Raw genomic sequence first — 26,729 nt, 5'->3', positions numbered from 1 at the left:
ACAGTTGGTTGGGGCGGTGCACTTCACCACCCCCGCCAGCACTGCTGTGGCGACCACCATCACGCAGTAGATCACTCGACCTTGCTGTTCGTCATCACGTGTACTTTCTACAAGGCTGCCAGCGGTGCCCTATCCGCAAGGACTCTCGGTAGCGTCCTCAAGGTGGTAGTACAGGTTTGAAATTTCTTTGAATCCAGTCGGTCCGAAGACCCGCTCGCAAATCAGGCCGACTTTGTCTTACGAACAGCCCTTCGAACAATTTTCTTGGCGCCCTTTTTGGCCGGAGCACTCGCCGCCTTACTCTTGGCGCCGACCTTACGCGCCTTCTTAAGCACAGCCTTGCCGACCTTAGCCTGTGGCTTGACTGAATTGGCGGCAGGATACTTCTCGCCAACGTTCGCAGCACTCCAGGCTTTGCCTTCAGTGGACTTAGCCCACGCAGCAAAGACCTTCGGCGTCAGTCCCCTACCCGTCCAAGTCTCGCCGGTAGGCAAACGGTACTTCGGGGCAACCTTGCCGAGTGAGCGTCCCTTGACGGACGACTTCGAGGGCTTCGCAGCGCGCACTGGTGCAACTGCGTCCGCATCGCCATCGCTTCCCACGAGCTTCGCGAGCTGGCGTCGCTGAGCGGCCGTAAGGACCCTAGAGTACTTCTGGAGAACAGCGAGTGCCTGTGGCACCTCACTGTCACGTTTCTCAACAAGCTTCTTCTGCGCTTCGAGCTGCTTGATCTCAGCGTTGATTGATTTAAGAGTCGTCAAAGCCACAGGCCTATTCCAAGGGAAGGGGTTCAAGCCTATAACTGCCGACCCAATAAAGCCAATTGCGACAGTCAGCGCCCAGCGCCGCGCGGGCAGTGGCAATCCTGGGTTGGGATTGCGGTGCGTCCCCCGCGAGCGTGCGCTATACGACGAAACCGCGGCTCCGCCCCACCCGAAACGCAACGATATGGGCCGCTACGCTATGCTCGGCCTGGCCAGCCTTTAACGATGGGGTCTAGGGAAGAACGCCTTCCGGGTGGCTTACACAGGGCGGTTGAGCCAAGCGTGATGGCAGAGTAGTCGGGAACTGTACTGCTGCCAGGCCGTGGGCTTGGAGGACTGCATGTCCGCTTCCGGCCGGATGTCCGCTTCTGGCCGAAAGCAGACGTAAGCCTTCCAGGCATCGGACCGGCAGCCCCAGGCCTTGAGTTCAAAAGTGGTCACTCCTGCCGCGTAATTCCTGTGCTCATGCCACGGAGTTTGACTGCTAAGACTGGCTCACTCTGCTGGATTGAACTGAAGCCCCACACCTGGCAGCGTCTTGATGTACTGGGGAGCTGCAGCCGTATCCCCGATCTTAGGTCGAAGTCGCGCCAGAAGGATGCGGATGTAGTGAGCGTCGCGGTTATGGGATGGGCCCCATATCTCGGTCAGTATCACCGGCTGGGTGACCACACGTCCCGCGTTGCGTGCAAGCAGAAGCAGCAAGGCGTACTCCTTGCGCGAGAGCACAAGCTGCCTGCCCTCAAATGTCACCATATGGGTTTGTTCGTCGATGCGAAGGGAGCCATCGTCGAAGCAGAATGGGGCCTCCGCATCCCTGTCTGCCGATCGCAGCAGTACCCTGACGCGAGCCATCAGCTCGTGGATGCCGAAAGGCTTGGTGACATAGTCATGGGCGCCGCCATCAAGCGCCGCAACCTTGTCTGATTCCCCGGACCGGGCCGTGAGCATGATGATGGGCGCCTGCGAAAACTCTTTCAGTTGCGCAAGTACTGCGTGCCCATCCATATCGGGAAGACCGATGTCCAGAACGATGATGTCTACCGCGCAGCTACGTGCTATGTCCAGGCCCCCCTGACCCGTCTCCGCCATCAGGACCGTGTAGCCCTGCGCCTTCAGGCTGATCTGCAGGAATCTCCGGATATGCGGCTCATCGTCGATGACAAGCACATGGACGTCAGCGTTGGCTTCTGATTTTGCGGGCATTTGGCAGGCTCAAGATACGCTCGGTTGAAGCATCGGCAGGGTGATGCGGATGACGGTGCCTACGCCATCAGGCCCGGAGAAGGCTTCGACGGAACCTCCGTGTGCACCAATCATTCCTTGGGCGATCGTCAGGCCAAGACCGGTACCCTTCCGATTCCGGTCACCACGCTCAACGCTGTAGAACATGTCGAAGATGCGCTTGCGCTCATCCTCGGGAATGCCGGGGCCACGGTCGCGCACGTCGAGCTGCAGGTCTTTTCCGACCAGTCGCGCATGGACATCCACGGATGCGCCAAGTGGCGAGAACTTCGCCGCATTTTCCAAGATGTTGAACAGCCCCTGCTCCACCAGTGCAGGGTGCACCCATATCGGTGGCACGTCGGCTGCAATGGTAACGTCCAGCTTCACCCCCGGTTGGTACCTGCGCAGGCGACCGGATGCCGAGCCGATCAGTTCGTCCACGCCTACCCAGTCGCGGTTGAGGGTCAACCCGTCGTGACCCAGCCGGGTCATGTCCAGCAGATTCTGGATGTAGCGATCCAAGCGATCGCCCTCCTCCAGGATCGTGTCGAGCAGGTTGGCCTTGTCCTCGGCCGAGAGCGCATCTGGGTAGCTGACCAGACTGCTGGCAGAGCCGATCATGGACGCCAACGGGGAGCGCAGATCATGTGAAACCGATGACAGCAGCGCAGAGCGCAGGCGCTCGGTTTCGTTGCTGACCCTGGCCCCTTCCAGATCGGCGACCAGGCGTGTGCGCATGATGGCCTGAGTCACGTCGTCGATCATGGCCTCGGCAAGGCGCCGTTGTTCCGGTGCCAGCCGGGCATTGCTCTCACCCCAGCGCAGGCCCATCACGCCGACCACAGTGCGGTTGGCGACCAGGGGAACGAACCACCATTGCGACGCAGCAAGCGTGTCGGTAAAGCGGCCTGCCTGCTGGCGATGACCCAGCGACCAATCGGCGGCGGCGCGGTCGGTGCCCTGCAGCACGGTGCCGGGGGATTGCTCGATGCGATCACCGGACTGCATCCAGACCGAGACGCCCAGGCTGCGTTCCATCGCGATGCGTCCCACGTGGAGCACCTGACCCAGGTCTGCGGCACTGCTCAGCCCGCGGCCCAGACGCTCCATCATTGTTGCTTGGGCGTTGACAGCGCGCAGCGCCATTATCTGTGCGCGTAGACGCGTTGCCAGACTGCCGCAGACGAGTGCTGCCACCAGGAAAATGACCACTGTTGCCACGCCGCGGTTGGCGCTGATGCTGAAGGTGAACGTGGGTTCGATGAAGAAGAAGTTGTAGCTGAAGAAGCACAACGCCGCTGTGCCAACGACACCGAGCATACTGGTGCGGGTGGCCACCAGGATCACAGCAACGATGAACACCATGGACATGTCATCAATGCCCAGCCAGCGCTGCGCCATCCAGGAGGCGATGATCGCACCAAGTGTGGCAAGCACCGCTGCGGTCAGGTCATGCCGCAGCAACGAGCGATCCGGAACGCGCAGGCGCCGGCGGGCGCGGGCTCGAACTTCGGGCGAGCTGATGATGACCAGCTCGTAATGCGCCCCCCTCTGCAGAAGTTGCTGCGTGAGCGTGCGGTTGATCATCCGCGCCACTGGACGCTCGCGCGTGCGGCCGACAATGATGGTGGACGCGCCGCAGCGCTCGGCGTGGTCAAGTAGCGCATCGGCGACGTGGGAGCCATGCACGACTTCAGCGTCCGCGCCCAGGCTGCGGGCGAGCGCGAATGCGCGGTCAAGCTCTGCTTGGCGCGTTGCATCCATCGGTTTGCCGGACTGGACGGTCACTACGGTCCATGGCGCATCGCGGCGCTGTGCAATGCGGCGGCCGGCACGCACCATATACTCTGAGGCACCCATCCCATCAATGGCGATCAGCACCCGGTTGCGCAGCGCGATGCCGGGCAGGCCGCGCGCGATCTGCGACTCGCGCAGATCCTCCTCAAGATGGTCTGCCGCTGTCTGCATCGCCAGTTCGCGCAGTGCGGCGAGGTTGGACGGCGAGAAGAAGGCCTGCAGCGCTTGCGTGGCCTGTTCTGGCAGATAGACCTTGCCCTGGTTCAGGCGTTCGATGAGCTCGCGTGCGGGCAGGTCGACAAGACGGATGTCGCGCAAGCGGTCGAACAGCGCATCCGGGACGGTCTCGCTGACCCGGATGCCGGTGATGCGATGCACTACGTCATTCAAGCTTTCAAGATGCTGGATGTTGACGGTGGTGTATACATCGATGCCAGCGTCAAGCAGGTCGATGACATCCTGCCAGCGCCGCTCGTGGCGGCTGCCGGGCACGTTGCGGTGCGCCAGTTCGTCGATCAGGGCAACCTGCGGGCGCCGTTCCAGGATGGCGTCGACATCAAGTTCCTGCAGTTTGCGCCCTTGGTATTCAATCCGCTTGCGCGGGATGAGTTCGAGGCCTTCCACCAGCGCAGCGGTCTCTGAGCGGCCATGGGTTTCGACGATGCCAACCACCAGGTCAATGCCCTGGCGATGCAGCTCGCGCGCGCGGGAGAGCATGGCGTAGGTCTTGCCTACGCCCGGCGCAGCGCCGAGGAATACGGTGAGATGACCGCTGTTCTGGCGGCGTAGTTCTCCCGCCAGGGCATCAGCTTTGGCGCTGCGGTCTTCGTTCATGGGCAGGTTCCGTCAGGGGTGCGCGCGTTTGCGCTCTAAGGCAACGCCGCCCCCGCACGAGGGCAGGGGCGACAGATAGCGGCGTGCAGCTGTCAGTTCTTGGACGGGGCCGGTACTGCGCTGTCGAGCGCTATATTCAGTTCCAGCACATTTACGTGCGGAGCGCCATACAGGCCAAAGCGCATGCCTTCGGTGTGCTCGGCAAGCAACGCTTCAACCTCGCTGGCCTGCATGCCGCGTGCCTTGGCCACGCGATTCACCTGGTTCTTCGCGGCCGCCGGCGAGATGTGCGGATCGATGCCGCCGCCGGACTGGGTAACCATATCGCTGGGCACGGCGTCGGGCGAAACGCCGTCGCGTGCTGCGACGGCCGCGCGGGCCTCGTCCACCCGCTTGCGTAGTTCCGGATTGGTGCGCGCCTGGTTGCTGCCGGCCACGGCCATCACGTCGTAGGACGCTGCCGACGGGCGAGACTGGAAGTAGCGATCATCAGCAAATGGCTGTGCCACCAAGGATGAGCCGATCACCTTGCCGTCGCGCTTGATCAGGCTGCCGTTGGCGGCTGCAGGGAACATCAGCTTGCCGAGGTTGGTCGCGGCCAGCGAGTAGACGAAACCAAACCCGAGCAGCGAGATGATCGCCAGGCCGATCGATGCCCGCCAGACACCATTACGTGCGGAGGATGCGTTGGACGGATTGTGTTCAATGATGTTGTTCATGGGTTGTCCTCAGGCACCGAACAGCGCGGCCAGCGCCATGTCGATCAGTTTGATGGCCGGGAACGGCAGCAGCACGCCGCCCAAGCCGTAGACCAGCACGTTGCGGCGCAGCAGCGCCGTAGCACTCGCGGCGCGGAAGCGGACGCCACGCAGAGCGAGCGGAATCAGGATCGGGATGATGATCGCGTTGAAGATCAGCGCCGCAATCACGGCATTGGTCGGGTTGGAAAGGTGCATCACGTTCAGCGCGGCCATTGAAGGTACGGCCGCGAACATCGCCGGGAGGATGGCGAAGTACTTGGACACGTCATTGGCCAGCGAGAAGGTGGTCAGCGCACCGCGTGTGATCAGCTGCTGCTTGCCCACTTCAACCACCTGCAGCAGCTTGGCCGGATCCGAATCCAGATCCACCATGTTGCCGGCTTCCTTGGCGGCCTGCGTACCCGAGTTCATCGCCAGGCCCACGTCGGCCTGTGCAAGCGCAGGTGCGTCGTTGGTACCGTCACCCACCATGGCGACCAGACGACCGGAGGCCTGTTCCTGGCGGATGCGGGCCAGCTTGTCTTCCGGACGCGCTTCGGCGATGTAGTCATCCACACCCGCTTCGGCGGCGATGGCTGCAGCGGTCAACGGGTTGTCGCCCGTGATCATCACGGTCTTGATGCCCATGGCGCGCAGCTGGGCAAACTTTTCCTTGATACCGTGCTTGACCACGTCGGACAGTTCGATGACGCCCAGCAGGTGTCGACCATCGGCTACCACCAACGGCGTGGCGCCGTTGCGTGCAACCTGTTCCACGCGTGCGGACAGTTCAGGTGAGGGCTCCGAGCCCAGCGACTGCGCGTACTTCACCATGGCATCGATGGCGCCCTTGCGGATGGCGCGCACCTGCCCATCGGCCAGGCTCAGATCGACGCCGGACATGCGGGTGTGTGCGCTGAACGGCACGAAGTGTGCGTTGGCCGGCTCTTCGATGGGCGTGTTGGGCTGGCGTGCCAGCTTGACGATCGACTTGCCTTCCGGAGTCGGGTCAGCCAGCGAGGACAGCAGCGCGGCTTCTCGCAGACGGTCCAGGTCCACGCCTGCAAGCGGGTGGAAGGCCGTTGCCTGGCGATCACCGTGGGTGATAGTGCCGGTCTTGTCCAGCAGCAGCACGTCCACGTCACCAGCCACTTCCACGGCCTTGCCCGACTTGGCCAGCACGTTGGCAGACAGCGCACGGTTCATGCCGGCGATGCCGATGGCCGGCAGCAGGCCGCCGATGGTGGTCGGAATGAGGCACACCAGCAGCGCCACCAGTAGCAGCGGATCCAGCGTGATGCCTACGAAGCCGGCAATCGACGGCAAGGTCAGCACGACGATCAGGAACGTCAATGTCATCGTGATCAGCAGCAGCCCCAGCGCGATTTCGTTGGGGGTCTTCTGCCGATTGGCACCTTCTACCAGCGAGATCATGCGGTCCAAGAAGCTGTTGCCAGGCTCGGCGGTGACTCGCACCACGATTTCGTCCGACAGTACTTTGGTACCACCGATGACGCCGGAGCGGTCGGTACCGGCCTCGCGCAGCACCGGGGCCGACTCGCCGGTGACCGCCGATTCGTTGATGGTGGCCAAGCCACGAATGATCTCACCGTCGGCCGGCACGATCTCGCCCGCCGACACCACTACCAGGTCGTTCGGCCGCAACTCGGCCGCGGGCACCGAGACCTCGCTGGCGGACCTGGCTGCATCGGCGATCTTGCGTGCCACCAGATCCTTGCGTGCGCGGCGCAGCGAGGCGGCCTGGCCTCGGCCGCGTGCTTCTGCAACGGCCTCGGCGAAATTGGCGAACAGCACAGTTACCAGCAGCAGCGCCGTAACCGCCCAGCCGGGGCCGGCGGCAGCCTTGCCGCCAAGGGTGAGGCCTGCGGTGAGCAGGGTGCCCAGCCACACCACGGCCATCACCGGGTTGCGAAAGGCGTGGCCAGGGGAAAGCTTGGCGCAGGAAGCAATGACAGCGGCCCTGAAGCCGGCAGCATCGAGCAACGCCGGGCGGCCGGGGCGCTGCCCCTTGTGCATGGAAGTATCAGTCATTGTGGAATCCTCAGAAGGCCTTGAGCGCGAGGTGATCGGCGATGGGGCCCAGAACCAGAACCGGCATGAACTGAAGCAGGGTCAGGATGACGACCACAGCGATCAGGGTGAGTGCAAAGGTCGGCGTCTCAACGTGCAGCGTGCCCGGGCTTTCAGGCACGGCACGCTTTCGTGCCAGCATGGCCGAGATGACCAGTGGGATGATCAGCGCAGGGTATCGGCCCAGGGCCAGAACTACGGCGCAGCTCAGGTTCCACCAATAGGTGGCGTCTCCCAGACCTTCGAAGCCGGACCCGTTGTTGGCGAAGGCCGAGGTGAACTCATAGAACACCTGGCTGATGCCGTGGAAGGAGGGATTGGAGTTACCGGTGAGGCTGGGTACGGCCAGGGTAATGGCAGTCAGCGTCAGCAGTACCAGCGGCTGCAGCAGCACCAGCACGGCCAGCAGCTTTACTTCCGGGGCTTCGATCTTGCGGCCGAACAGCTCCGGCGTGCGTCCGGTCATCAGGCCGGCCAGGAACACGCTCAGCAACAGGTAGACGATGAACTGCTGCAGGCCGCAGCCCACGCCGCCCCAGATGGAATTGACCAGCATGTTGCTGATGGTGACCATGCCGGTGAGCGGCGCCAGCGAGTCATGCATGGCGTTGACCGAGCCGTTAGAGGTCTGCGTGGTCAGCGCGGCCCAGAGCGCGGAAGGCTCGGCGCCGAAGCGCACTTCCTTGCCCTCCATCAAGGCGATGTCGGTCGTGGTGGAGGACAGCGATTCTGACCACAGGGCCACGCCGGCCGACACCAGTGACATCGACAGCATGGTGCCGACCACCAAGGCGGTGAAGCGGCGGCGGCCGGTGAAGGCGCTGACCATGAAGGCGATGCTGACCGGAATGAGAATCAGCGCCAGGGTTTCCAGAAGGTTGGAAATGGCGGTCGGGTTTTCCAGCGGCACGGTGCTGTTGGGGCCATACCAGCCACCACCGTTGGTACCCAGTTGCTTGGCCGCGACCATGGAGGCCACCGGGCCCAGCGGGATCTTCTGCTCGGCCATGCCGGCTGAAGCGTCGATGGGCGTTGCCACTGGGCCACCGTTTAGGGTGGACGGCACACCCTGCCAGGTCAGCAGCAGCGACCAGAGCAGGCACAGCGGCAGCATCAGGCGCACGGCGGGGCGGATGATATCGGCCCAATAGTTGCCCAGATCCGGCTCGACGTCAGCCGTCGGCGTCTTGTTCGAGGCGGCGTTGGCCGTGCTGGCCAGTGCCTCGCGCGTGCGCCCGCCAAACAGGCCGCGCAGGGTCGCCACCACCAGCGCCAGGCCCATCATCGGGGTGATCACCTGCAGGCCAAGGATGCCGGTCATCTGCGCGAAGTAGGACAGCTGGGCCTGGCCGGAATAGTGCTGCTGGTTGGTGTTGGTCAGGAACGAGACCATGGTGTGCAGCGCCAGATCCCAGCGCATGTTCGGCGCATCATTGGGGTTGAGCGGCAACCAGGCCTGGGTCATGAAGATCGCCAGTGTGAGCACGCCCAGCATTAGGTTGCTGATCAGGAAGGCTTTGACGTACTGCTTCCACCCCATGCCCTGGCCAGGTGCGACACCCAGGATGCGATAGAGAGGCCGTTCGATCAGGCCGAAGACGCGGTCACCCCACATGGGGTTGCCACGCATGACGGCCGCCAGATAGCGACCGATAGGCCAGCCCAGCAGCAGGGCCAGCGCGAACACGGAAAGGAACTCAAACATGGGATGTCCCACCTTGTTGTGGTTGGATCGCAGGTCGTGCGGCTGGAGCGGCCAGCACGCACACCCCCGATGGCAGGGGTGAGGTGACTACGATGCGATGCTTGGCTCAGCTCAGAACGATGCCTGCAGTGCGGCTTCGATGCGCGAGCCGGCCAGGTCAGGGAAGATGCGCTTGGCCGCCGAATCGGTAGCGTGGGCGGTCACGCGCAGTTCGAAGGGCGCCTTGAAGGCCCAGATCCCGCTGAGCTGGCCGTGGGTGTAGCTGTCGTTGTAGGCGTCTTCTAGCCAGTAATGGCCGACCGCTGCCTCCAGACGCACGGTGTCGCTCACCGGCAGGCGAGCACCCAGCTGCGCGTAGATGCCGCGCTCATCGGTGGCCAGCGCGTCGGGCGAGTACGCTACCTGCAGCCAATAGTTCTGCTTCCAGGTGACGGTGCTGTTCAATTCGGTCCAGTTCAGGTCCACGGTGGTGGACGGGTACCGGTAATGGGTCAGGTTGACGTCCAGTGCCCAGTCATCAGACAGGCCACCCGACCAGCCGGCAACGAAATCCAGTTCGCTGCTGGCATGGGTGTCCGGTGCGAACTCGACATTGGAGCCCCACACCGATGCGTACCAGCCTGATTCTGCGCTGGCCTTGAAACCAGCCTGGACGGCCGCGTCGCCTTGGGTCTGGCTGGAGCCGCGCCAGACGTAGTCGTTGGCAATGGCCGCCGAGCCGGTGACGGTGGCCGCGTTACTGCTGAACGCCGCGCCGGCAAACAGGGCAAGCCCAGCGATACCGCGGGCGACAATCGCCTGGGCGCTGAAGGGCTGGCCCGGGAAAAGATGCAGAGACATGAAAGGACAACTCACGGAATGGCTGTTCAGCCGATGAGAAATTGTCGAATCGATGCCTGTAAAAAGCCCATTCCCCGGCTGATATGCCGCGTAAATTCTTCATAAAATTTCACGGCTTGTTTGCAGCCGGGGGACTGGTGGCGGTCCATTACGGTGATTTTATGTGGGGGCTCGCAAAAACGTCTGGCGATTTTACGGCCGCCGCGAAGACCATGGCATCACCGCACCGCAGGGTGTGAAACCAGAACGACAATGACCGTCATCGTGATACGCCACGCAGCCCGCAGCAACGAAACGCCGGACTTGCCCGCACACCTGGGCAACCATGCTGTGGTGTGCAGGGAATGCAGCTGCGTGGAAGAGGTGAGCCAGTGCCTGTGCCAGATTGAAGCACGCCCCAACGACTGGGTCGTGCTTGAGCTGGGCAACGTGGATGAGCAGCAGTGGCATGAGCAGTCCGGTGCACTGGGTGCCGCGCTGGAAACACTGCCGGCGCAGTACATCGAGGTGCAGGGCATGGCCGGGTTCGATCTTGAATCACGGCTGCGCCTGCAGCACGCGCCGGCGGCGGTGGTGGCCGACCACCGCAGCACGCAGGGTGGTTACCCGCTGTCGCTCGGCATCATCCGCCATCGCCTGGCTCTGGAGGCCTGAAACATGTCCATTTTCATCATTCGTGGCCCGGAAGCGACCGGTCGTCTTATCCGCACCGCGACACCGCTGCCCAGCCCGGTGTTGAAGGCGCTGGTGGAACGTGCAATCGATGCCGGCACCACCATCGCCATCCGCGCCTGCGGGTCGGAGCAGGAGCTGCTGGACGCGCTGCGTGTGGCCGACCACAGCCGCGGCGAAGTAACCCTGCTGGACCCGGGTGCCTGTGCCGACAGCACGCGCCTGCAGCGTCTGCTGCCGCATCTGCACAACGCCTACGTGGAAGTGCATGATGACGGCGCAGAGCGCGAGGCCTGTATCCCGTCAGGTTCTGGCCGCAGGCTGGCCGTGGCCAGCGGCTACGGTGCGCAGAGCTATGCGCTGGGGCTGGAGATTGCCCTGGAGCATCTCGGGCTTACCGAACACTGTAACCCGTTCCACGTCGGCACCTGAGTAATGCCCCTCTTTACCCCTCTGGCCTGCCGGGCAGGCCAGAGGCCGACAAGAACATCGCCAGCTAGAACTTCATCCTCAAACCACCGTTCACCACAAGTGCTTCCAGTGGTGCCCAAGCACCCACGGTCCACTGGCCATCGTCGGCGCGACGGGGCCCGCAGTATCGAGTTGTAACCGCTTTGGCGGACGCTGAGGGTGTTTTCCAGATTGAGGAACAGGCTGACTTTTCCCAGCACGATTTCTCCCAGCGCACCGACTTCCAGGGACGGCCGGCTGCATCTACGCCAGGGATTGTCATCAAGCGCCTGGACGCCGGTGTAGTAGGCCTCGAGGCCGATTCGGCCACGGTCATGCTGCTCCCACATGGCCACCAGGCCTGCGCTGTGCCGGGGCGTTAGTGAAACCGGACGGCGGCCAGCACCTTCCTCACTGGGGTCGCGCGCATCGGTGTAGACATAACTGCCGGTCACCCTGATGTCCTGCCAGCGATAGCCCAGCAGCAGTTCACTGCCACGGGTGCGGGTCACGCCCTCCACGTTGACCAGTTGCAACCGCGCGCGGTTCGGGTCTTGGGTCAGCCAACGGCGGAAGTTGGTGTGCAGGTATGCGATATCAGGCGCACGCTGCAGTACATCCATAGGGATCCGGATCATCACACGCGGCGACGCGTTCTCCACCGTCAGCACCCGAACGCCTTTGCATCGGATCTAGAAGGATGTCGCTTCGGAATAGCGCGTGTGCAGTTCGAAACCCTCTTCGGCCGTTGCGGCCACGAAGCCGAGCGCATCACTTCGCAGCAACCGGTTATCGAACGCGTGCAGTACTTGATAGACCCGCACTTGCTCGCCTGCAGGTTCGGGCCAGTGCATCCACACTGCGACGGCCAAGAGGACGCAAAGTGCCGCAGCGGCAAGGCCGCGCTTTTCCATTCGCAGCACCAGGAATGGGAACAAGGACACGCTAACAAGCGCGCTGTCACTCCCCCTATCTATCGCAACTATTGCGACCGTATCAAGCTCGAATCGCCATCAGCAAGCGCGCCAACCCCAAAGCTTGTCGTGCATGCTGGCTCTCAAGGCGGGCGGGGCCTCGTAGGATAGAAGAGGTCGATCCGTGCCCGATGTAGGCGAGGCTCTTCTTACGCAGCTTGGAAGCAGAGGCACGCGCTACGTCCGCTTTTGGCAGGGAGCAGACATCAGCACAGCGTCGGGGCTTGGTCCGGCGCTATTCTCCGCTTTCGACCCAAAGCAGACATTTTCCTCCCATGCCGCGAGCTGTCATAAGTGTCCTGCTAGGTAAGGCCGACGACGCCGGAGCCGTGGCTACGTTCAACGCCGAGTGGGAGCTTGTCGAGCAATGGTTGGAACACTGGCGAGCCAACATGGCTATCTGCCCCGAACTTTGATGGGTGCGGTTGTTGCTTCGTGTATTGGAAAGTGGATGCACCGCAGGGGGCACTAGAGAAGCTTCCTTCTCATCTCTTGGACGGCGCGTGGTAGCCGACAACCAACGTTCGCTTCTGGCCGAGAGCGACCATTGATCAGGGTAGGGGATTAGGACGGTTTATCGGGGGTAGGAGAGGACAGTGAGATATCTTGGGTAGCCTGCAGTGAAGAATTCTCTAATGAGCATCCGCGTCGGTTAAGAAGCCGCATCGGACATGCCCAGCAGGGATGCCTCGAGAATGGCGGCGAACCGGCGCACGTGATCCCAAGCTAATGGCAATGGTGGGCTAAGGCGCAGTTCGTCTTCGGCCGAAGCTCCCAGCTCAGCAAGCTGTGACGCACCGGCAATCGTCAGCGCTCCGCAGATTCGATGCAGGACTGCTGCGGTCTGAGCGGCAGACTCTTGCATGATGGCGTAACGCAGTTTCGCAAGATCTTGGCTCATGGTCTCTAGGAACAAGAGACGGTGCCGCGATGGCACGACCAGCGGCTGCGCGGTAGCCAGCTCGTCGATCGTTGCTGCAACTGGTGGAGCGCTGTTTGGCGTCATTCGTCCACCGTTGTTTTGGCTCGAGATTGACGGCAGGTTCAGCAGCATGGACTGCAGTTCCTTCAATGTGATCGGTTTGATCAGTAGCCCATTCATGCCCGCGCGTCGACAACGTTCCCGTTCGCCCGGGTCGGCATTGGCAGTAGTGCCTACGATGGGCAAATTCAGCCCCTTCTGGCGGACGGCGGTGGCGAGAGCGTACCCGTCCATCACCGGCATGTTGAGATCGGTCAACAGCAGCGAGAAGGAGCGCTCGCCGCAGTACCCCAGCGCTTCGCGTCCATCTGCGGCAATGACGGACTGGCACCCCAGCTGCTCAAGCTGGTCGCGCAGGATGGCTTGGTTGATCGGATTGTCCTCGGCTACCAGGACCGTCAATCCCAATTGGCGCACCGCCTGCAACGGATGCGTCATATGGATGCCCGGCGCTGTACCGGTAGACATGGCAATCGCCTCTACTATTGCATCCAATCGGTGGGGCGTTACCCACCAGCATCCATCGGCCAGTTCAGGTTGCTCACCTCCCGAGTAGGTGGCCACCACGTGCGGGCCGCCCCATGCACTTGGCATCAATGTACCGCTCAGCAGTATCTCCAGCAGCGGCGAAGAATCGCCGGGCGGCGGAGTGTGCTGTGGACCCAAGGCTATCGCACTAAATCCTCGCCGTGTAAGGCGCTCGACCAGGCTGTGCATCACAGCCGGCGGCTCGCCCCGCACGAGTAGAGTTTCCGTCAATGGCCACTGCGTTGCCGCCGGCAGGGCCGGTGCGGCGCTGGCATCACGGACCGGAATCTCCAGTGTGAAGCTGCTGCCCAGCCCCAGTTCACTGGTGACTGCGATTCTGCCCCCCATCATTGCCGAAAGCAGCGCACAGATGGCCAGACCCAGCCCCGTGCCTTGCTTTCCATGATTGCCCTGATGCACTTGGTAGAAGCGTTCGAAGAGCCGTGCCTGGTTCTCTAACGAGATGCCCACTCCCGAATCGGAAACCTGCCAGCAGAGCAGTTCGTGATCCTCTGCTGAGCGCTTGCTCAGGCGCAGTGTCACACGGCCCTGCTCTGTAAACTTGATGGCGTTGCTGATCAGATTGTTCAGCACTTGCCTGATCCGCGCAGCGTCACCGGTCATGGTGGCTGGCACCTGCGCATCGATGACGGCATAGAAACTTAGGCCTTTGCTGCGGGCAGCACCACTCCAGGCGGTGACAATGTCTTCGGTCAGGTCCTCCGGGGTGAAAGACCCCTCAACCAGCTGCAACTGGCCGGCCTCGGCCTTGCTGATGTCCAGGATGTCATCTATCAGATGCAACAATGTAGAAGACGAAGCCTCCACGGTGCGCAGATACTCGCGCTGGCGAGGCTCAAGCGTGGTCAACCCCAACAGTTCCAAAGTGCCCAGCACGCCGTACAGCGGGGTGCGGATTTCATGGCTGATCATTGCCAGGAACTGGCTCTTGGCTTGATTGGCCGCCTCAGAGTCGGCCTGTGCAGCGCGCATCGCCTGTTCGCTCTGCTGTTGTAGCGTCACATCAACAAACAGGCAGAGCAGGGCATCCTCGCCGTCGAACCTCACCGGCGTAGCGCTAATCATCAGGTGGCGGCCGTCGGGTGTGGTGTAGGGGATATCCCCCTCACCATCGACGGCTTGGACCTGATGCCGCCACGCGGCCTGCCATCCACCGTGGTCGTGGTCGCCCCCAAGGAAGCGCCGGGCCCGCACATTGTCGAGCAGAATGCTGCCATCGTGCCTGCGCAGCAGGCAAACGCCGACCGGCGCACTGTCGAGGAACGCGCGGCTGAATTCCTGGCTTTCCAGCAGCTGCTCGTCGCGCGCACGCAACTGTCCGAGAATGCCCCGGCGACGTGCCCTGAAAAGCAGCGCAGCGGCCAGGCCAGTCACCAATGCCAGCAGGGCACCCGCTATCAATGTCCCTTCGTTGCCCAGCAGCAGTTTCCGCAGACTGACTGTATAGACCGCCGTCCAACCGCCGCGTCCCTCCATGCGAAGCTCCAAACCCTGCGGGCCGAAACGCTTGGCGGGTCCCTTCCGCGCGACGTTGGCATCACCGACCAGTGGTGTTCCGGCTGGTGTGAACAACGAAAGCCGGGTGAATTCACTTGCGCCGCCAGCCTGCAGATCGGCCAGCAGCCCATCGGTTTCCATCAGGCAAGCAATGGCGGGAACGGTGCTGCTCCCCGCTTCGCCCCAAAGCGAACCGTCCTCCGGCGCACGGGTTACAGCAACGTAGCGCAGTTGGCCGTCGATCCAAGGCTCTTCAGTCCAGGCCACGTGGCCCGCACTCAATCTAGGGCGACTCTGCACCGCCTCGCGTACCCTGGCCAGCGCAGAGCGCAACTGCGTGGGAGCACCGCGTTTCTGATACTGGGAGCTGTACTTGGAAGGGACAAGCACGCCCTGCGTGCCGCTTCCGTTGACCAGCAGGCACTGGGATGGGCGATAGCGTGACTGAGACCAGAAATCCCGATAGAAGTCGATGAATCCGCGGGCCAGCGCTGCTGGCTCTGCGTTCGCATTCGGAGTTCCCTGGCCCACCAGTGTCCAGTCCAACTGTGAAGTGCCCGAAGTCGCGCTGGTTGCGCCCAAGTGCGCGGCAAGATCCGCGTCGTGCAGCTTCCATCCAAGCAGGAACCGCTCCTGCTCGCTGAAGGCGCCTTCCAATTCGCGGAACTGCAGGGCGACATTGCTCTGCGCCAACTGGATTGCACGCTCGACCAGCAGCACAAGCGTGCTGCCTGCCAAGATCAAAAGCGCCGCAAGTGCGACCGCGAGCCAATCGGAGCCGGCAATCCTCTTTAACACCATGTTGACAGGCGGCGAATCGATCTTCACGCAGGAATCCCAGGGCAGGCAGTGGGCGTGTGGAGTGGGAATGGCTTCGGCAAACCGGCTGCCGCCAGGTGTGCGTCGAGGGGCTCGGTCCGGGCCGCTACGCCAAGCGGTCCAAGCTTCAAGCGGACGTATATCACAAAGCACTCTTGTATCGCAGACCGGCTGTATAACCTCCGCCCGATCGGATTTCAGACCCGCCTGATGGTGCCAAGGCGACTGTGGCTTCAACTGTGTGATGTCTGCGTAGTTGGGGTGGGGGATGCATGGCAAGGATGCTGTTGCTGGGTGGGACAGACGGGTGCCGGACGAGGGTCGCGCGGCAGTTCCGCCGCCGCATGCGCATCGACATGGCAGTACCACTGGAGTTGGGCCTATGCCTGCTGCAGTCATCTGCCTATGAGTCGGTAGCTGCATTCTTCCAGCCCGATCTGGCAACGCGGTTTGTGGAAGTCTGCCTCCTAAATGGAATCGATCCACAACTGGTTGTCCTGGCGCCTGGCCTGCGCCACCAGCGCGCACAGCTGCAACGTGCCCTGGCTGCAGCGCATCTGCGCGCCCCGATCTTCATCAGAGCTGAGGCTGACGACGCTGAGGTGCAGCCAATTCTGACGGCTCTGATCCAGGCCGCTTCTGTGCCCTCCATCGCCAGCCCTTTGGTGTGCCTTCACAAACCAGCGGACTGATCTGGTTCCCCGAGAGCAGTCCTTGCTCTGCATCAAGCGTGGTGCTATCTGATAGCTGAGCAATGATCGCCGCAAGGATGACCCTCTGCATGCGGGACAGCGTTCGGGGACTCAGGGGCAGTGTCCACACCTTGCTGGCCTGCTTGGCAGGGGCGGAGACTGCGCCACGTGGCACTCGTCTTTCAGGCGAGGACGGCGCAACCATCTACGCATAAGTGATGCTGCCCCCCCCCCCCCCCGTGGCCGTCGGCCACTGTCGAAGATCATCCGAGATCCCAGCTGGCATCCCCAGAGCATATGAACACCACAATTGTCATCGCCGATGATCATCCAATCGTGCTGGCCGATATACGCGATCTCATCGACCGGAACCCGGGATTTGAGTTGATTGGACAGGCCCAGACGCCGGCAGCCCTTGTCACGCTTGTGCAGGCGCGTGAGCCGGATATTGTGATTTCGGACTACAACATGCCCAGTGACGATGATCTTGGCGATGGCATCAAGCTGATTTCCTACCTCGCCCGGCGTTTTCCAAGTGTCAGAGTGTTGATCCTGACCATGGTGTCCAGCCCGACCATCGTTGCAGAAATGTACCGCGCTGGCGCCAGCGGCGTTGTGCGCAAAAGTGGGGATCTTCGGGAACTCAACACGGCCCTGGCGACCCTGGCTGCGCAGCGGCAGTATCGCTCACCGGATCTACCACTTGACAGCTCAATGCCTGCTGCAGGGAGTCCCTCGCCATTGGAGTTACTGTCGCCGCGTGAGCTGGAGGTAATCCGCCTCTTCGCCAGTGGATCAAGTGTTGGCGAAATTGCGAAGCGACTGAACCGCAGTACCAAGACAATCAGCACGCAGAAAATCAGCGCAATGTGCAAACTCGGAACGCAGACAGATCAGGAACTAGTGACGTTCTGCCTGAGATCCTCGCTGTTTGGCTGAGCGAAAGCAGCAGGCTACTCTTTCTCCGCACCTCGCAGAGCGAGAACTGCGGCGGGATTCGTAACCTCGAGGGTGGATTTCTACCGTTCTGCGGAAGCGTCGGCACCCAGCTCGATCATCATGCGTGCCGCCAAGTAAAGGCGTGGCTCGATGGAATCCACTTCGATGAACTCGTTCTTGGCATGGTAGCCCCATCCTGCCAGTCCCAACCCCTCCAGCACTGCGGCCTTCCCGGATCTACCAGCAAAGCCAGCATCGGTGCCACCGTTGGTCGTGGGATGGAACAGCAGCTCGCGCCCGTCCAGTTCGGCGTAAATCTTTCGGGCGCGCTCGGCAAGTGCGGAGCCACGTTCACCGGCAACGTACATCGGTCGCAGCGGATCGAGGCTTACCGTCGTGGTGGTCTCCGGAATCAAACCGGGCGTGGCAGTTTTCGCCTTCAGTACAGCCAACAGGCGTTCGTTGGCATCGGCCTCGGTAACACGCACATCGCCGACCGCCGATGCCTCACCGGGGATCTGATTGCGCGCCGCCCCTGCTTTGGACATGGTCCAGTTCAAGTGTGCACCCTGCACATCCTCGGCTGCGGAGCGCGTCTGCAGCAGGCGGCTGGAAAGCTCCAGCAGCGCATTGCGGCCCTGCTCGGGTGCAGCACCAGCATGAGAAGCGCGTCCGTTCACAGTCATCAGAACCTGCGAGGTGCCTGCGGCGCTGAGCAGCACGCCTTCGCTCTGGATAACGGCCTTGGCTGGTGAGGGTTCAAAAGACAGCACCACGTCGTGCTGGGCAGCCAACGCAGCAATCGTCTCGCCGGAGCCAGGAGAGCCAATTTCTTCATCCGGGTTGAACAACACAGTTACCTGGGCGTAGTCCTTCCAATCGCGCTCCCTCAGAAGGGCAAGCGAATGCAGGATCACCGCAACACCGCCTTTGTCATCGGCGATACCGGGGCCATAGATCAGGTTGCCTTCCCGCCGGTAGGGCTCGATTCGAAGAATACCCTCGTCGTAAACCGTGTCCATGTGGGCGATCAACATGATCCGAAGCGCGCCGGTGCCCCTCAGCACACCACGCACCATAGGCACGCCGTCAACCGCGTTCGTAGGGCGATCTACCGTTGCGCCCACACGCTTCAACCGCGACGCGAGGTAGGTTGAAATCCGCGTCAGGCCCGCCGTGTCGCTTGACCCTGACTCGATGTTGACCAAATCATCAAGCGTTGAGATGACGGAAGGGACTTCCTTCTGCGCAGCCACTCGTAGCGCCTTGTCAGCATCCGCGCCGACCTCTGCGGCGAAGAGTGGACTGCAGCAGAGCATCAGCATGGAGGCCAGAATGATACGATTCTGCACGCGGGTTCTCCTAGGGATCTGGTCAGACTCGATGATGGGGCTGGAACGAGGGGAGGAGTCAAGCCAAGGATGCGCTGATCCTGTGCTCGGAGCCTCGGAATTGAATGCCGTCAAACTTGGGAATGGTCGTTGAATCTAGATGCTTCACACGCGACTTACCCATCAGTCAATTCTGATTTCGACCTCCTTCCATCGACATATCCGAGCGGCATTCAGGGAGGCGGAACAAGGAATCGGGTGAAGTCACTCGCAGGCATCGGTCGCGAGATCAAGTATCCCTGGGCCAGATCACACCCCAGTGTTCTCAGCATCTCCAAGTCTTCTTCGGTTTCCACGCCTTCAGCCACGCTGGTCATTTCCAGCTGGCGGATGAGCGGAATCAGGTTCGCCAGGGCCATGCCCAACGCGGGATCACGCGAACAGCCATGGACGAGCGCCCGGTCGATCTTGATCTCGTTGAAGGGGGTGTTGACCAGGCCATGTACCGAACTCATGCCTTGCCCAAAATCATCTTGGGCTAATGCAAAACCCTTCATGCGCAGGCGGCAGGCGCCAGCGTGATAGTCGCCTACATGTTCGGTCATGCTGTCTTCCAGTAACTCAAAGCACAGCTGTGCCGGCTCTCCGCCCCGTTCCTCTACAAAGGCCAGCAGTTCATCTGGCAGATCCAATTGCTCCAGCATATGTGTTGGAAGGTTGACCGAAACCGCAATGCGGTGGCCGGCCGCCAGCCACTGACGCTGGGCCCGAATGCTCGTTGCAAGTACCTGATGGAGCAGTTCTTTCTCCAGACCAAACCGACTGATGGCCGGCAGGAACCTGGCCGGGGGCAGTACTCCGTCGTGCTCGGACACCCAACGGGCCAACGCCTCGGCGGCCACCGTGAGTCCACTTCGAATGCAGACCTTGGGTTGGAACCACGCTGTGATGCGCCCGTCCAGCAGCGCCCGACGCAGCTCCTGCTCCCCTGGCTCGGCACCGAGGGAGCGCACCCTTCCACCCGGGCTCTGCTGAATGCTGCCCAGCTCGCCCAGCAATTCCGCTACCTCGCTTTCCTGGACCGGCTTGCGCAGCACGCCCACCACGTTCAGTCCCAGTGACTGAGCGGCCAGCTTGGCTGAGGCGAGCATCCGCCCGCGGTCTACGCTCACCAGCGCGAGCAACGGTGGGTGGGGCAGGCCGGAAAGGAGCTGGATGAACTGGATCCCGTCCATCCCCGGCATATTCAGGTCGCTGACAACCAAGTCGTACGCTACGGCCCGGCAACGCGCAGCGGCATCATCCGCGGACAGGCATGCTTCCACCTCGACGCCCGGCCGACTGCAGAATAGATCGGCCAGAACCTCGAGCTGGAACGGATGATCTTCCACTATCAGAACCCGCTGTGCCACGCAGTACCCCTTACCCAGATACAGCGACTACGGAGGATGACTTGCCCCCTCCGGATAATGCGCCCTCTCTGGAAGGCGCGCCAGTGCCGAAGCTCCGCAAGCATGATCGCAGCCGTCTTCAACTGATATAGGACGCGTCTGATGGTGGTCAGGCTTGGGCTGACCTAGCATTTGCATCCGCGGCCCCTCGGTGGAATGGGGTATCCGGTTTCGAAAGCATACACAGCATCCCTCTCCATGCGTAGAACAGTGCACCATCATTACTCGAGAAGCAGGCACAACTGCAGGGCTCTTCTTTCATGCAGGAGAAGCATATTCACGGCAAATCGGAACGTACATAATCCTATTCATGGCACAGCCTTGATGCGGGGTGCACATCACGGGATTGTCCTCGTACGATTTAAGAATAGACGCGTACTGGTGGGCTGGTGTCTTCGCAGGAACACCCCTGAAGCGGCGGTGTCGCAGGCACTCCGTAGAGAGCTCCGCAGTTCCTTCCTGGCGTATTCAATAGGTTCGGGGACGCATTCGGTAAAGCGGATTGTTCTGCTTACTCAACCCGCAGTGGTCGTGCAGCTATTTGTTTCCCTTTCCGCTGCCGCAGACGGTGATTCGCTTCTCTTCCTCTGTGAAGGGTGCGAGGTGGCGCAGTGGCTCGAGTTCGCCCTGCACATCGACGGGACGTGCCCAATCAGTGCCACCTCGCTACGGCGCCAGGCTACACCTGCTGAAGAGTAGGGCGCACCTGAAGTCAGTATGCGCGATCGACTGACAGTACTGGGGGCGGCAGTTGGCGGCGGTCAGCAATGTATACCACGCAAGTGCCGCGATGCAGCTGTGGTTGAGGAACGAAGCTGCGTCGAGCGGGCTTGCTTGGGTGAGCCAAGGGTGCCGCTTCTACGTCCACGACCGGCAGATTGGCGCCATGGTCGGTCTCCGTCGCGACGTGTGGGCTTTGCAACAATCCTCAGACAGCCGCCTCGGGCGATCATGTTGACAGCGCCTTCACCCGGGTGGAAACCACTATTGGCTGATGCTCGGCGCTACATTTTCAGTATTTGAATCCTGAGAGCGATCCATGAACCCTAGTCGAATCATCCTGATCGGCGCACTCTCAGCTGCACCGTGCTTGGCTCAAGCGCAGAGTGCAAACCAGGGCGCAATGGACGCCAGTGGATGGTCCTTTCGGGTCGCTCCATATCTTTGGGCAACGGCGACCGAGGGGCGCTTCTCGCATGAGCGTCTGCCACTCACACTTCACGGCTCGAAGAGCTTCAGCGAGACGTTGGACGATCTCGAGCTGGGTGGCATGGGCATGTTTGAGGCGCAAAAGGGACGCTATGGCCTTCTACTGGATGGTCAGTACAGCCGATCCAGCACGGTCCTCAACGTGCCCCAGGGTCGATTTGCATTGCCAGTGCACCTAGCTACGCGCCACTACAGCACGCTGTTGGCTGCCCGCTACGGATTGCATGAGGACGCGGCGACCACAACGGACCTCATAGCCGGGGTACGAATCTGGCAGGTGCGGATGCGCATGGCCTATTCTGCTCCGCTGCCCACGCCCCCGCCCGTCCCGCAAAGTTATGTTGGCGAACAGAGCCATGGATGGGTGGATGCACAGATCGGCATCAAGGCCCGCCACATCTTTTCCAATCAGCTTTTCGTCGGTGGCTGGGTGCTCGCCGGCGCCGGCGACTCGAATCTGTCCACGGATGTGATGCTGGTCTCTGGCTACCGTGCAACCGAGCACCTTTCGATCGCTGCGGGTTATCGATGGCTATCCACTGATTACACCACCAGCCAAGGCTTCGTCTTTGATGCACGAATGCAAGGGCCGGGAATGGGTTTGGAGTACAGCTTCTGATGTTGGTGTAACAGGCTAGTCGCTGAAGCCTATGGCGTCGCCGGAAAGACTCCGGCATTTTCCTGGTCAATCTTCGAGCCGGACAAGCCCTATCTAGTCGTCATCGGGGAGCGCGAGGCACTTTCCGGCGGGGACCTTGTCCGTAGGAACACAACCCTGTCGAATGGACGTCTGTTTCACATTGCGCCCGAATTCAGAGCTACTTGTATCACGGTGACCAACTCCCAATGGCACGGCCATCAGCCGGCTGCAGTCGGCCATTGAAAATTTCCGCCATCGCATTTTCCGTCGGCGGATAACGCTGCTGTTACGCCTTGGCCGTGCAGCGAAGCGCCGAGCGCGGCATCGACGCGATCTGCAGCGCACGCTACTCATTGCTAACAAATCGCTCGTGCAGCTGCTCCGCCAGGCGCGCTTCTGGGCCGGCCTCAGAGCTTCTTTGTGGCCACTTACCGCAGCATCACTTTGTCGAGGTTCAGGCCGGCCACCAACTGCTCGAGCTTGCGGTCTTCCTCTTCCGGCAGACATAAGCGCTTGAGCTCGGAGGGACCGATGCCACCGTACTACATGTGCCACAAGTAGAACGCCGCCTGCGCGACGCGCATCTTGCAGCACTTCTCGCCGATCGCCATGCCCAGCTCGACCTGCTTGAGCGCATACGCAATCTGCTCCTCGGCAAAACGGAGGTCCTTCATCGCCTGATTACTCGCGAGCCATGGCCCCCCCGCGCGGCGAAGTCTGTACTTTATGCCGTATGCCGACCTGGTTTTTCGGGAGCGTGTTATGCATGGGTCACGACACGGTTAGGCCTATCGGCAACACCATTGGAGATACTTGATCTCACGCACTTGCCTCATTCATGAGGGTGGGAAATAGGAAACGTCTGATTCCACTAGGCATGGATGCTCGTCATAGTGTCATCCGCAGCATGAAATTCTGCAAAGGATGCGGTCAAGCAAAATCCCCAGCCTTGGCGAGCGAGCCTTAATCATCGCTGTGGACAAGGAAGTGTGCCGTAGAAATTCCCCTTCTGCAGCAGGCAAACAGCGTTGACGGCTTAGGGCATGGATGCCCAAACCATCTCAATACACGAAGCAGCATCTGCTGCTGGAAACATTCTAGACCGCGTAGTTGCGGCGCCTGGTCCTGCGGGATCAGGTCGATCCATCGATACAAAACTCCCAACTGACGCGCCACCTTTCAGGGTGACAGCACAGGGGAGCCTTTGCCAGTCGCAAGGCTCAACAACTTCGCCCTCTAAATAATGAGTTCAACCACATGACCTCCAAGACCAAAAAACCGCCAAACCTTACGCCGTCCAAGACGGCACAGTATATGGCAGCCGCACTGCTGTCCGGCGCCTTCGCCACTACGGCAGCAGCGGCGGTGTGCGAATCCGATCCAGACTTCAAGGTCAGCCCTGTCGCGGTAGATACCGCATGGGCCTGCGGTGAGAACGCCAATGCATCAGGAGCCAATAGCATCGCCCTGGGCAACAACAGTATTGCTAGCGCTGGCTCAACCGTAGCGATTGGCAGTAAAGCGGTCGCGTCGGGTGCCAGCGGGATTGCGATTGGTACGCAGGCTACTACTGGCAAGGATGGCATCGCTATTGGAAGCCAAGCAGGTTACAACTCCACCGGTACGGAAAGTGCGTACGTGGGCCATTCTGCGGGTGCCAACAGCGTTGGGACAAGGAACACAGCTTTCGGGCCGACCAACGCTGGCGCAAATACGGCGGGCGAGATGAATGTGTCCATTGGCATGGCCACCAATTTCTTCACGAGGGGTGATCAAAATACTTCCATCGGCGCTTATGCGGGGCAGCGCTCGCAAGGCGATCAGAACGTGTCCTCTGGTGTGTTTGCGGGCGCGCTGAGCATTGGCGACAGCAATATTGCTACTGGTACAACTGCTGGCTATGGGGTTGTGGGCTCCCGTAACGTTGCGACCGGCCATGAAGCAGGCATGGCCCTGAGTGGCGACGACAACGTTTCCATCGGCAACAACGCAGGCACCTTGACCGATGCAAGCGGCAATCCGATCGTACGTTCCATCAGCAATTCCGTCTCTATCGGTACCAATGCCATCGTTGAGTCCGACAACGCCATTGCGATCGGCGCTGGCGCCATCGCGGGCAGCGCTATTGGGACGCCTGGAACGCAGCTCGGCGGAATCTCGTATACCTACGCGGGAGCTGTCCCGGTCGGTGTCATGAGCGTTGGTTCTGCAGGCGCTGCCCGCCAGATCTCGAACGTGGCAGCCGGCCAGGTCAACGGCAGCAGCACGGATGCTGTGAATGGAAGCCAGCTCTACGCTGCGCACCAGGCGATTGGTCGCCTTAGCGACAGGGTGGATTCGGTCGAGACGGCCATGCAGGCCGGCACGGATCTTCCTGTAATTCCCGCTCCTGTCGAAGGCGGCGGGATGTTCCAGGCAAGCGATGACAATCGTTCACTTCCGGTTGCAGCCGGAGCCAATTCGGCTGCGGGGGGTGCCGGCGCCGCAGCACTTGGCGACAACAGCGTTGCCCTTGGCAACCAATCCCAAGCCATTGCGGAAAATTCGGTGGCGCTCGGTAGCAAGTCGATCTCAGATCGCGAGAACACCGTCTCGGTGGGCAATGCCACGCAGCAGCGTCAGATCACCAACGTGGCCGCTGGCACGCGGGCGAATGATGCAGTAAATGTTGAACAACTGAGCAGTGGAATGCAGCAGACTTTGCAGCAGGCGCAGACCTATACGGACGATCGGTTCCGCGAGGTGAGGGATGGCATCCATTCCATCGACCGTGGTTACCGCGGCGGCGTAGCTTCTGCAATGGCGATGGCCAGCATGCCGCAGGCGTATACGCCAGGTAAGAACATGGCTGCAGTGGGCATCTCGTCGTACGAGGGCGAATCGGCGATCTCCATCGGCGCGTCGCGTGTCACGGAGGATGGAAAATTCGTGTTGAAAATGCAAGGCAGCCACAACAGCCGCGGTGATTTCGGGATCGGAGCCGGCGCAGGCATTCAGTGGTGAAAAGCAGCTTCAGGAACGAGGCAAGTTGACGTTGAAGCGGCCCTTATGGATGAGGGCCCTGTCTGTGCTATGCCCAAACAAGCTCTCCCATATGAACGCCTAGCCCTGGAGGGCGAGTCAGTAGTTTTGGAGATTTGCAGTCCACGACTAAAGACTCCAGTTGCATTCTGGCCAACAAACGGGGATGCGCTGCTAAGGATGCTGCGGGTCGCAGAAGTAGACGTGGATGTCCTTGGCGAGAGTGAAGCGGCGATGGTCGGCCATCTCCTTTGCCCGGTCCCACGTCAGAGATTTGTAGAGCTCGCTGGGCAGTCGGCGCGCGGTGCGGATCTCGACTCAGCGCCAACTCGTCGGCAATCCGGGTGATTCATCGGCGGCTTCTGTGGCTTGGTCGCAAGCGAGTTGCCGCGCCCCCGCGCGGGTGGCAACTTGCAGCGGCGATCACGTCGACCTGGAGCCCCGCATGACCCCCGTTACCCTCTATTCGCCCGATCCGGCCCGCGGCTGGCTGCCTTGGGCCTGGCTGACGCCGATCCTGATGATCCTGTTCAACGCGGTACCGGTGATCGTGCTGGACGGGTGGATGCAGTCGAAGCATTGGTCGACGCCGCGCGGCGATCCGATCGGCCTCGCTGGCTTGAATGCGCTGCTGTGGATTGGCTTCGCGCCGACGCTGGCGGCCGTGCTCGCCTGGCTACGCTTCGTCGAAGGGCGCTCGCTGGCGAGTATCGGGCTGACCGGTCCGTCGCCACTGAAAACCTTCCTGCACGGACTGGCCGTTGGATTCTGCACGATCGCGCTGGTCGTAGCCGCGATCTGGATGGCTGGCGGCATGCAGGCGGCGGACTTGGGGCCGGCCTGGCGGTCGCCCGTCAGTCTGCTGCACATCGGTCTGCTGCTATTGGGTTTCATTTTCCAGGCGAGCGTGGAGGAGGCCATCTTCCGCGGCTGGATGCTGTCGGTGGTGGCGCGCAAGACTAATGTCACGGTGGCAGTGCTGCTGGTGTCGCTCGTTTTCTGCTTCCTGCATTTCAGTCCGCACCAGCCGCCCCTGGTCATGCTCAGCACGTTCCTGTTCTCACTTTTCGCCTGCGCCTGGGCGCTGTGGACCGGCAATATCTGGGGCGTGATGGGCTGGCACGCGGGGTGGAACTGGTTGCTCACGACGGGCTACGAGCTGCCCGTCACCGGCATGGATGCGCACTTGCCGGCACTGCTGGTGGCGCTGCGCCCGCAAGGGCTGGACACCCTCACCGGTGGCGCTCAAGGGCCGGAAGGTAGTTACCTCTGCAGTGTTTTCTTCCTTGCCGCGATCGCGTGGATCCAGTGGCGAAAGACGCGAGGAGCTCACAACTTCCCGTCGGTCACTAGGTAACGCCGCTGGCCAGGCGGCATCTTTCCGTCCCGGCCCCTGCCGGCGCTGGCGGTCAGTGCGCCGATCTCAAGAGGGTTGAGCCAACCTCCGGGTTTTCGGCGGCGCGCAGGACGTATGTGCAAGCACATACGCAGGCAGCGGGTGCTCG

The 26,729-nt window shown here is 61.7% G+C and carries 20 protein-coding genes and 1 pseudogene; 7 read left to right on the top strand and 14 right to left on the bottom strand.

Features of this window, described 5'->3' with window-relative positions; genetic code table 11:
• Nucleotides 1-221: 221 nt before the first annotated feature.
• From AC5P99_RS09865 to AC5P99_RS09835, 7 genes are all read right to left on the bottom strand, one after another.
• On the bottom strand, nt 222-767 hold the full coding sequence (locus AC5P99_RS09865; RefSeq protein WP_495213100.1) for an H-NS family nucleoid-associated regulatory protein: 546 nt from the start codon (nt 765-767) through the stop codon (nt 222-224).
• Nucleotides 768-1,259: 492 nt separating this feature from the next.
• Complete coding sequence (locus AC5P99_RS09860; RefSeq protein WP_303748458.1) at nt 1,260-1,970, bottom strand: response regulator transcription factor; 711 nt, start codon at nt 1,968-1,970, stop codon at nt 1,260-1,262.
• Between the two features lie 9 nt (nt 1,971-1,979).
• Nucleotides 1,980-4,622: an ATP-binding protein gene (locus AC5P99_RS09855; protein ID WP_495213099.1), complete on the bottom strand. Its 2,643-nt coding sequence runs from the start codon at nt 4,620-4,622 to the stop codon at nt 1,980-1,982.
• Nucleotides 4,623-4,714: 92 nt separating this feature from the next.
• The gene (kdpC, locus tag AC5P99_RS09850; protein WP_495213098.1) at nt 4,715-5,341 is read right to left on the bottom strand and encodes a potassium-transporting ATPase subunit KdpC; all 627 of its coding nucleotides are present in this window, start codon (nt 5,339-5,341) and stop codon (nt 4,715-4,717) included.
• A gap of 9 nt (nt 5,342-5,350) precedes the next feature.
• Nucleotides 5,351-7,414 carry a potassium-transporting ATPase subunit KdpB gene (gene kdpB / locus AC5P99_RS09845; RefSeq protein ID WP_495213097.1) on the bottom strand — a complete coding sequence of 688 codons (2,064 nt, stop codon included), beginning with the start codon at nt 7,412-7,414 and terminating at the stop codon, nt 5,351-5,353.
• Between the two features lie 10 nt (nt 7,415-7,424).
• Nucleotides 7,425-9,158 (bottom strand): potassium-transporting ATPase subunit KdpA, encoded by a 1,734-nt coding sequence (gene kdpA / locus AC5P99_RS09840; protein ID WP_303748461.1) that lies wholly within the window; start codon nt 9,156-9,158, stop codon nt 7,425-7,427.
• Between the two features lie 111 nt (nt 9,159-9,269).
• Nucleotides 9,270-9,998 (bottom strand): TorF family putative porin, encoded by a 729-nt coding sequence (locus AC5P99_RS09835; RefSeq protein WP_495213096.1) that lies wholly within the window; start codon nt 9,996-9,998, stop codon nt 9,270-9,272.
• A gap of 354 nt (nt 9,999-10,352) precedes the next feature.
• Here AC5P99_RS09835 and AC5P99_RS09830 point away from each other — a divergent pair, with 354 nt between their 5' ends.
• Both AC5P99_RS09830 and AC5P99_RS09825 read left to right on the top strand, forming a co-directional pair.
• Nucleotides 10,353-10,652 carry a hypothetical protein gene (locus AC5P99_RS09830; protein WP_303748463.1) on the top strand — a complete coding sequence of 100 codons (300 nt, stop codon included), beginning with the start codon at nt 10,353-10,355 and terminating at the stop codon, nt 10,650-10,652.
• A 3-nt stretch (nt 10,653-10,655) separates the two neighbouring features.
• A complete protein-coding gene (locus AC5P99_RS09825; RefSeq protein WP_495213095.1) occupies nt 10,656-11,102 on the top strand; it encodes a 3-dehydroquinate dehydratase in 447 nt (148 codons plus the stop codon).
• On the opposite strand, the gene AC5P99_RS09820 is transcribed toward AC5P99_RS09825, so the two are convergent.
• The 3 genes from AC5P99_RS09820 to AC5P99_RS09810 all read right to left on the bottom strand — a co-directional run bounded on the left by AC5P99_RS09820 (nt 11,024) and on the right by AC5P99_RS09810 (nt 15,950).
• Nucleotides 11,024-11,743 (bottom strand): TonB-dependent receptor domain-containing protein, encoded by a 720-nt coding sequence (locus tag AC5P99_RS09820; RefSeq protein WP_495213094.1) that lies wholly within the window; start codon nt 11,741-11,743, stop codon nt 11,024-11,026. The genes AC5P99_RS09825 and AC5P99_RS09820 overlap by 79 nt on opposite strands.
• 69 nt (nt 11,744-11,812) lie before the next feature.
• Complete coding sequence (locus AC5P99_RS09815) at nt 11,813-12,034, bottom strand: hypothetical protein (protein WP_495213093.1); 222 nt, start codon at nt 12,032-12,034, stop codon at nt 11,813-11,815.
• A gap of 712 nt (nt 12,035-12,746) precedes the next feature.
• The gene (locus AC5P99_RS09810) at nt 12,747-15,950 is read right to left on the bottom strand and encodes a hybrid sensor histidine kinase/response regulator (protein WP_495213092.1); all 3,204 of its coding nucleotides are present in this window, start codon (nt 15,948-15,950) and stop codon (nt 12,747-12,749) included.
• A 335-nt stretch (nt 15,951-16,285) separates the two neighbouring features.
• Between AC5P99_RS09810 and AC5P99_RS09805 the strand changes: the two genes are divergently transcribed.
• Both AC5P99_RS09805 and AC5P99_RS09800 read left to right on the top strand, forming a co-directional pair.
• Nucleotides 16,286-16,633: a hypothetical protein gene (locus AC5P99_RS09805; protein ID WP_495213091.1), complete on the top strand. Its 348-nt coding sequence runs from the start codon at nt 16,286-16,288 to the stop codon at nt 16,631-16,633.
• 297 nt (nt 16,634-16,930) lie between these two features.
• Entirely contained in the window at nt 16,931-17,572 is a 642-nt protein-coding gene (locus AC5P99_RS09800; RefSeq protein ID WP_495213090.1) for a response regulator, read from the top strand.
• 80 nt (nt 17,573-17,652) lie between these two features.
• Here the strand turns inward: AC5P99_RS09800 and AC5P99_RS09795 are convergent, their stop codons facing one another.
• Together AC5P99_RS09795 and AC5P99_RS09790 are read right to left on the bottom strand one after the other, a co-directional pair.
• The gene (locus tag AC5P99_RS09795) at nt 17,653-18,924 is read right to left on the bottom strand and encodes a glutamate carboxypeptidase (RefSeq protein ID WP_495213089.1); all 1,272 of its coding nucleotides are present in this window, start codon (nt 18,922-18,924) and stop codon (nt 17,653-17,655) included.
• Nucleotides 18,925-19,136: 212 nt separating this feature from the next.
• Complete coding sequence (locus tag AC5P99_RS09790) at nt 19,137-20,294, bottom strand: EAL domain-containing response regulator (RefSeq protein WP_495213088.1); 1,158 nt, start codon at nt 20,292-20,294, stop codon at nt 19,137-19,139.
• A gap of 1,183 nt (nt 20,295-21,477) precedes the next feature.
• Between AC5P99_RS09790 and AC5P99_RS09785 the strand changes: the two genes are divergently transcribed.
• On the top strand, nt 21,478-22,182 hold the full coding sequence (locus AC5P99_RS09785) for a hypothetical protein (RefSeq protein ID WP_495213087.1): 705 nt from the start codon (nt 21,478-21,480) through the stop codon (nt 22,180-22,182).
• A 563-nt stretch (nt 22,183-22,745) separates the two neighbouring features.
• On the opposite strand, the gene AC5P99_RS09780 is transcribed toward AC5P99_RS09785, so the two are convergent.
• A complete protein-coding gene (locus AC5P99_RS09780) occupies nt 22,746-22,877 on the bottom strand; it encodes a transposase (RefSeq protein ID WP_495213086.1) in 132 nt (43 codons plus the stop codon).
• A gap of 583 nt (nt 22,878-23,460) precedes the next feature.
• Between AC5P99_RS09780 and AC5P99_RS09775 the strand changes: the two genes are divergently transcribed.
• Nucleotides 23,461-25,206 carry a YadA family autotransporter adhesin gene (locus AC5P99_RS09775; protein ID WP_495213085.1) on the top strand — a complete coding sequence of 582 codons (1,746 nt, stop codon included), beginning with the start codon at nt 23,461-23,463 and terminating at the stop codon, nt 25,204-25,206.
• A 195-nt stretch (nt 25,207-25,401) separates the two neighbouring features.
• On the opposite strand, the pseudogene AC5P99_RS09770 reads toward AC5P99_RS09775, so the two are convergent.
• Nucleotides 25,402-25,536: pseudogene (locus tag AC5P99_RS09770) on the bottom strand (IS30 family transposase); the annotation flags it as partial.
• 133 nt (nt 25,537-25,669) lie between these two features.
• Here AC5P99_RS09770 and AC5P99_RS09765 point away from each other — a divergent pair.
• Nucleotides 25,670-26,581 (top strand): CPBP family intramembrane glutamic endopeptidase, encoded by a 912-nt coding sequence (locus AC5P99_RS09765; RefSeq protein ID WP_495213084.1) that lies wholly within the window; start codon nt 25,670-25,672, stop codon nt 26,579-26,581.
• The last annotated feature ends 148 nt before the right edge of the window (nt 26,582-26,729 follow it).

Source organism: Stenotrophomonas sp. YJH_SMC_80 (assembly GCF_059372495.1).
The sequence above is the reverse complement of the archived record's forward strand: the minus strand, read 5'-3'. Positions and strand labels throughout refer to the sequence as shown.

Excerpts from the sequence above, each read along its gene's own strand:
- AC5P99_RS09855 (WP_495213099.1), bottom strand. The coding sequence starts at position 4,622 with ATGAACGAAGACCGCAGCGCCAAAGCTGATGCCCTGGCGGGAGAACTA.
- AC5P99_RS09820 (WP_495213094.1), bottom strand. The coding sequence starts at position 11,743 with ATGGATGTACTGCAGCGTGCGCCTGATATCGCATACCTGCACACCAAC.
- AC5P99_RS09825 (WP_495213095.1), top strand. The coding sequence starts at position 10,656 with ATGTCCATTTTCATCATTCGTGGCCCGGAAGCGACCGGTCGTCTTATC.
- kdpC (WP_495213098.1), bottom strand. The coding sequence starts at position 5,341 with ATGAACAACATCATTGAACACAATCCGTCCAACGCATCCTCCGCACGT.
- kdpA (WP_303748461.1), bottom strand. The coding sequence starts at position 9,158 with ATGTTTGAGTTCCTTTCCGTGTTCGCGCTGGCCCTGCTGCTGGGCTGG.
- AC5P99_RS09800 (WP_495213090.1), top strand. The coding sequence starts at position 16,931 with ATGAACACCACAATTGTCATCGCCGATGATCATCCAATCGTGCTGGCC.
- AC5P99_RS09785 (WP_495213087.1), top strand. The coding sequence starts at position 21,478 with ATGGACGCCAGTGGATGGTCCTTTCGGGTCGCTCCATATCTTTGGGCA.
- AC5P99_RS09815 (WP_495213093.1), bottom strand. The coding sequence starts at position 12,034 with ATGGAAAAGCGCGGCCTTGCCGCTGCGGCACTTTGCGTCCTCTTGGCC.
- AC5P99_RS09835 (WP_495213096.1), bottom strand. The coding sequence starts at position 9,998 with ATGTCTCTGCATCTTTTCCCGGGCCAGCCCTTCAGCGCCCAGGCGATT.
- AC5P99_RS09860 (WP_303748458.1), bottom strand. The coding sequence starts at position 1,970 with ATGCCCGCAAAATCAGAAGCCAACGCTGACGTCCATGTGCTTGTCATC.
- kdpB (WP_495213097.1), bottom strand. The coding sequence starts at position 7,414 with ATGACTGATACTTCCATGCACAAGGGGCAGCGCCCCGGCCGCCCGGCG.
- AC5P99_RS09780 (WP_495213086.1), bottom strand. The coding sequence starts at position 22,877 with ATGAAGGACCTCCGTTTTGCCGAGGAGCAGATTGCGTATGCGCTCAAG.
- AC5P99_RS09775 (WP_495213085.1), top strand. The coding sequence starts at position 23,461 with ATGACCTCCAAGACCAAAAAACCGCCAAACCTTACGCCGTCCAAGACG.
- AC5P99_RS09765 (WP_495213084.1), top strand. The coding sequence starts at position 25,670 with ATGACCCCCGTTACCCTCTATTCGCCCGATCCGGCCCGCGGCTGGCTG.
- AC5P99_RS09805 (WP_495213091.1), top strand. The coding sequence starts at position 16,286 with ATGCGCATCGACATGGCAGTACCACTGGAGTTGGGCCTATGCCTGCTG.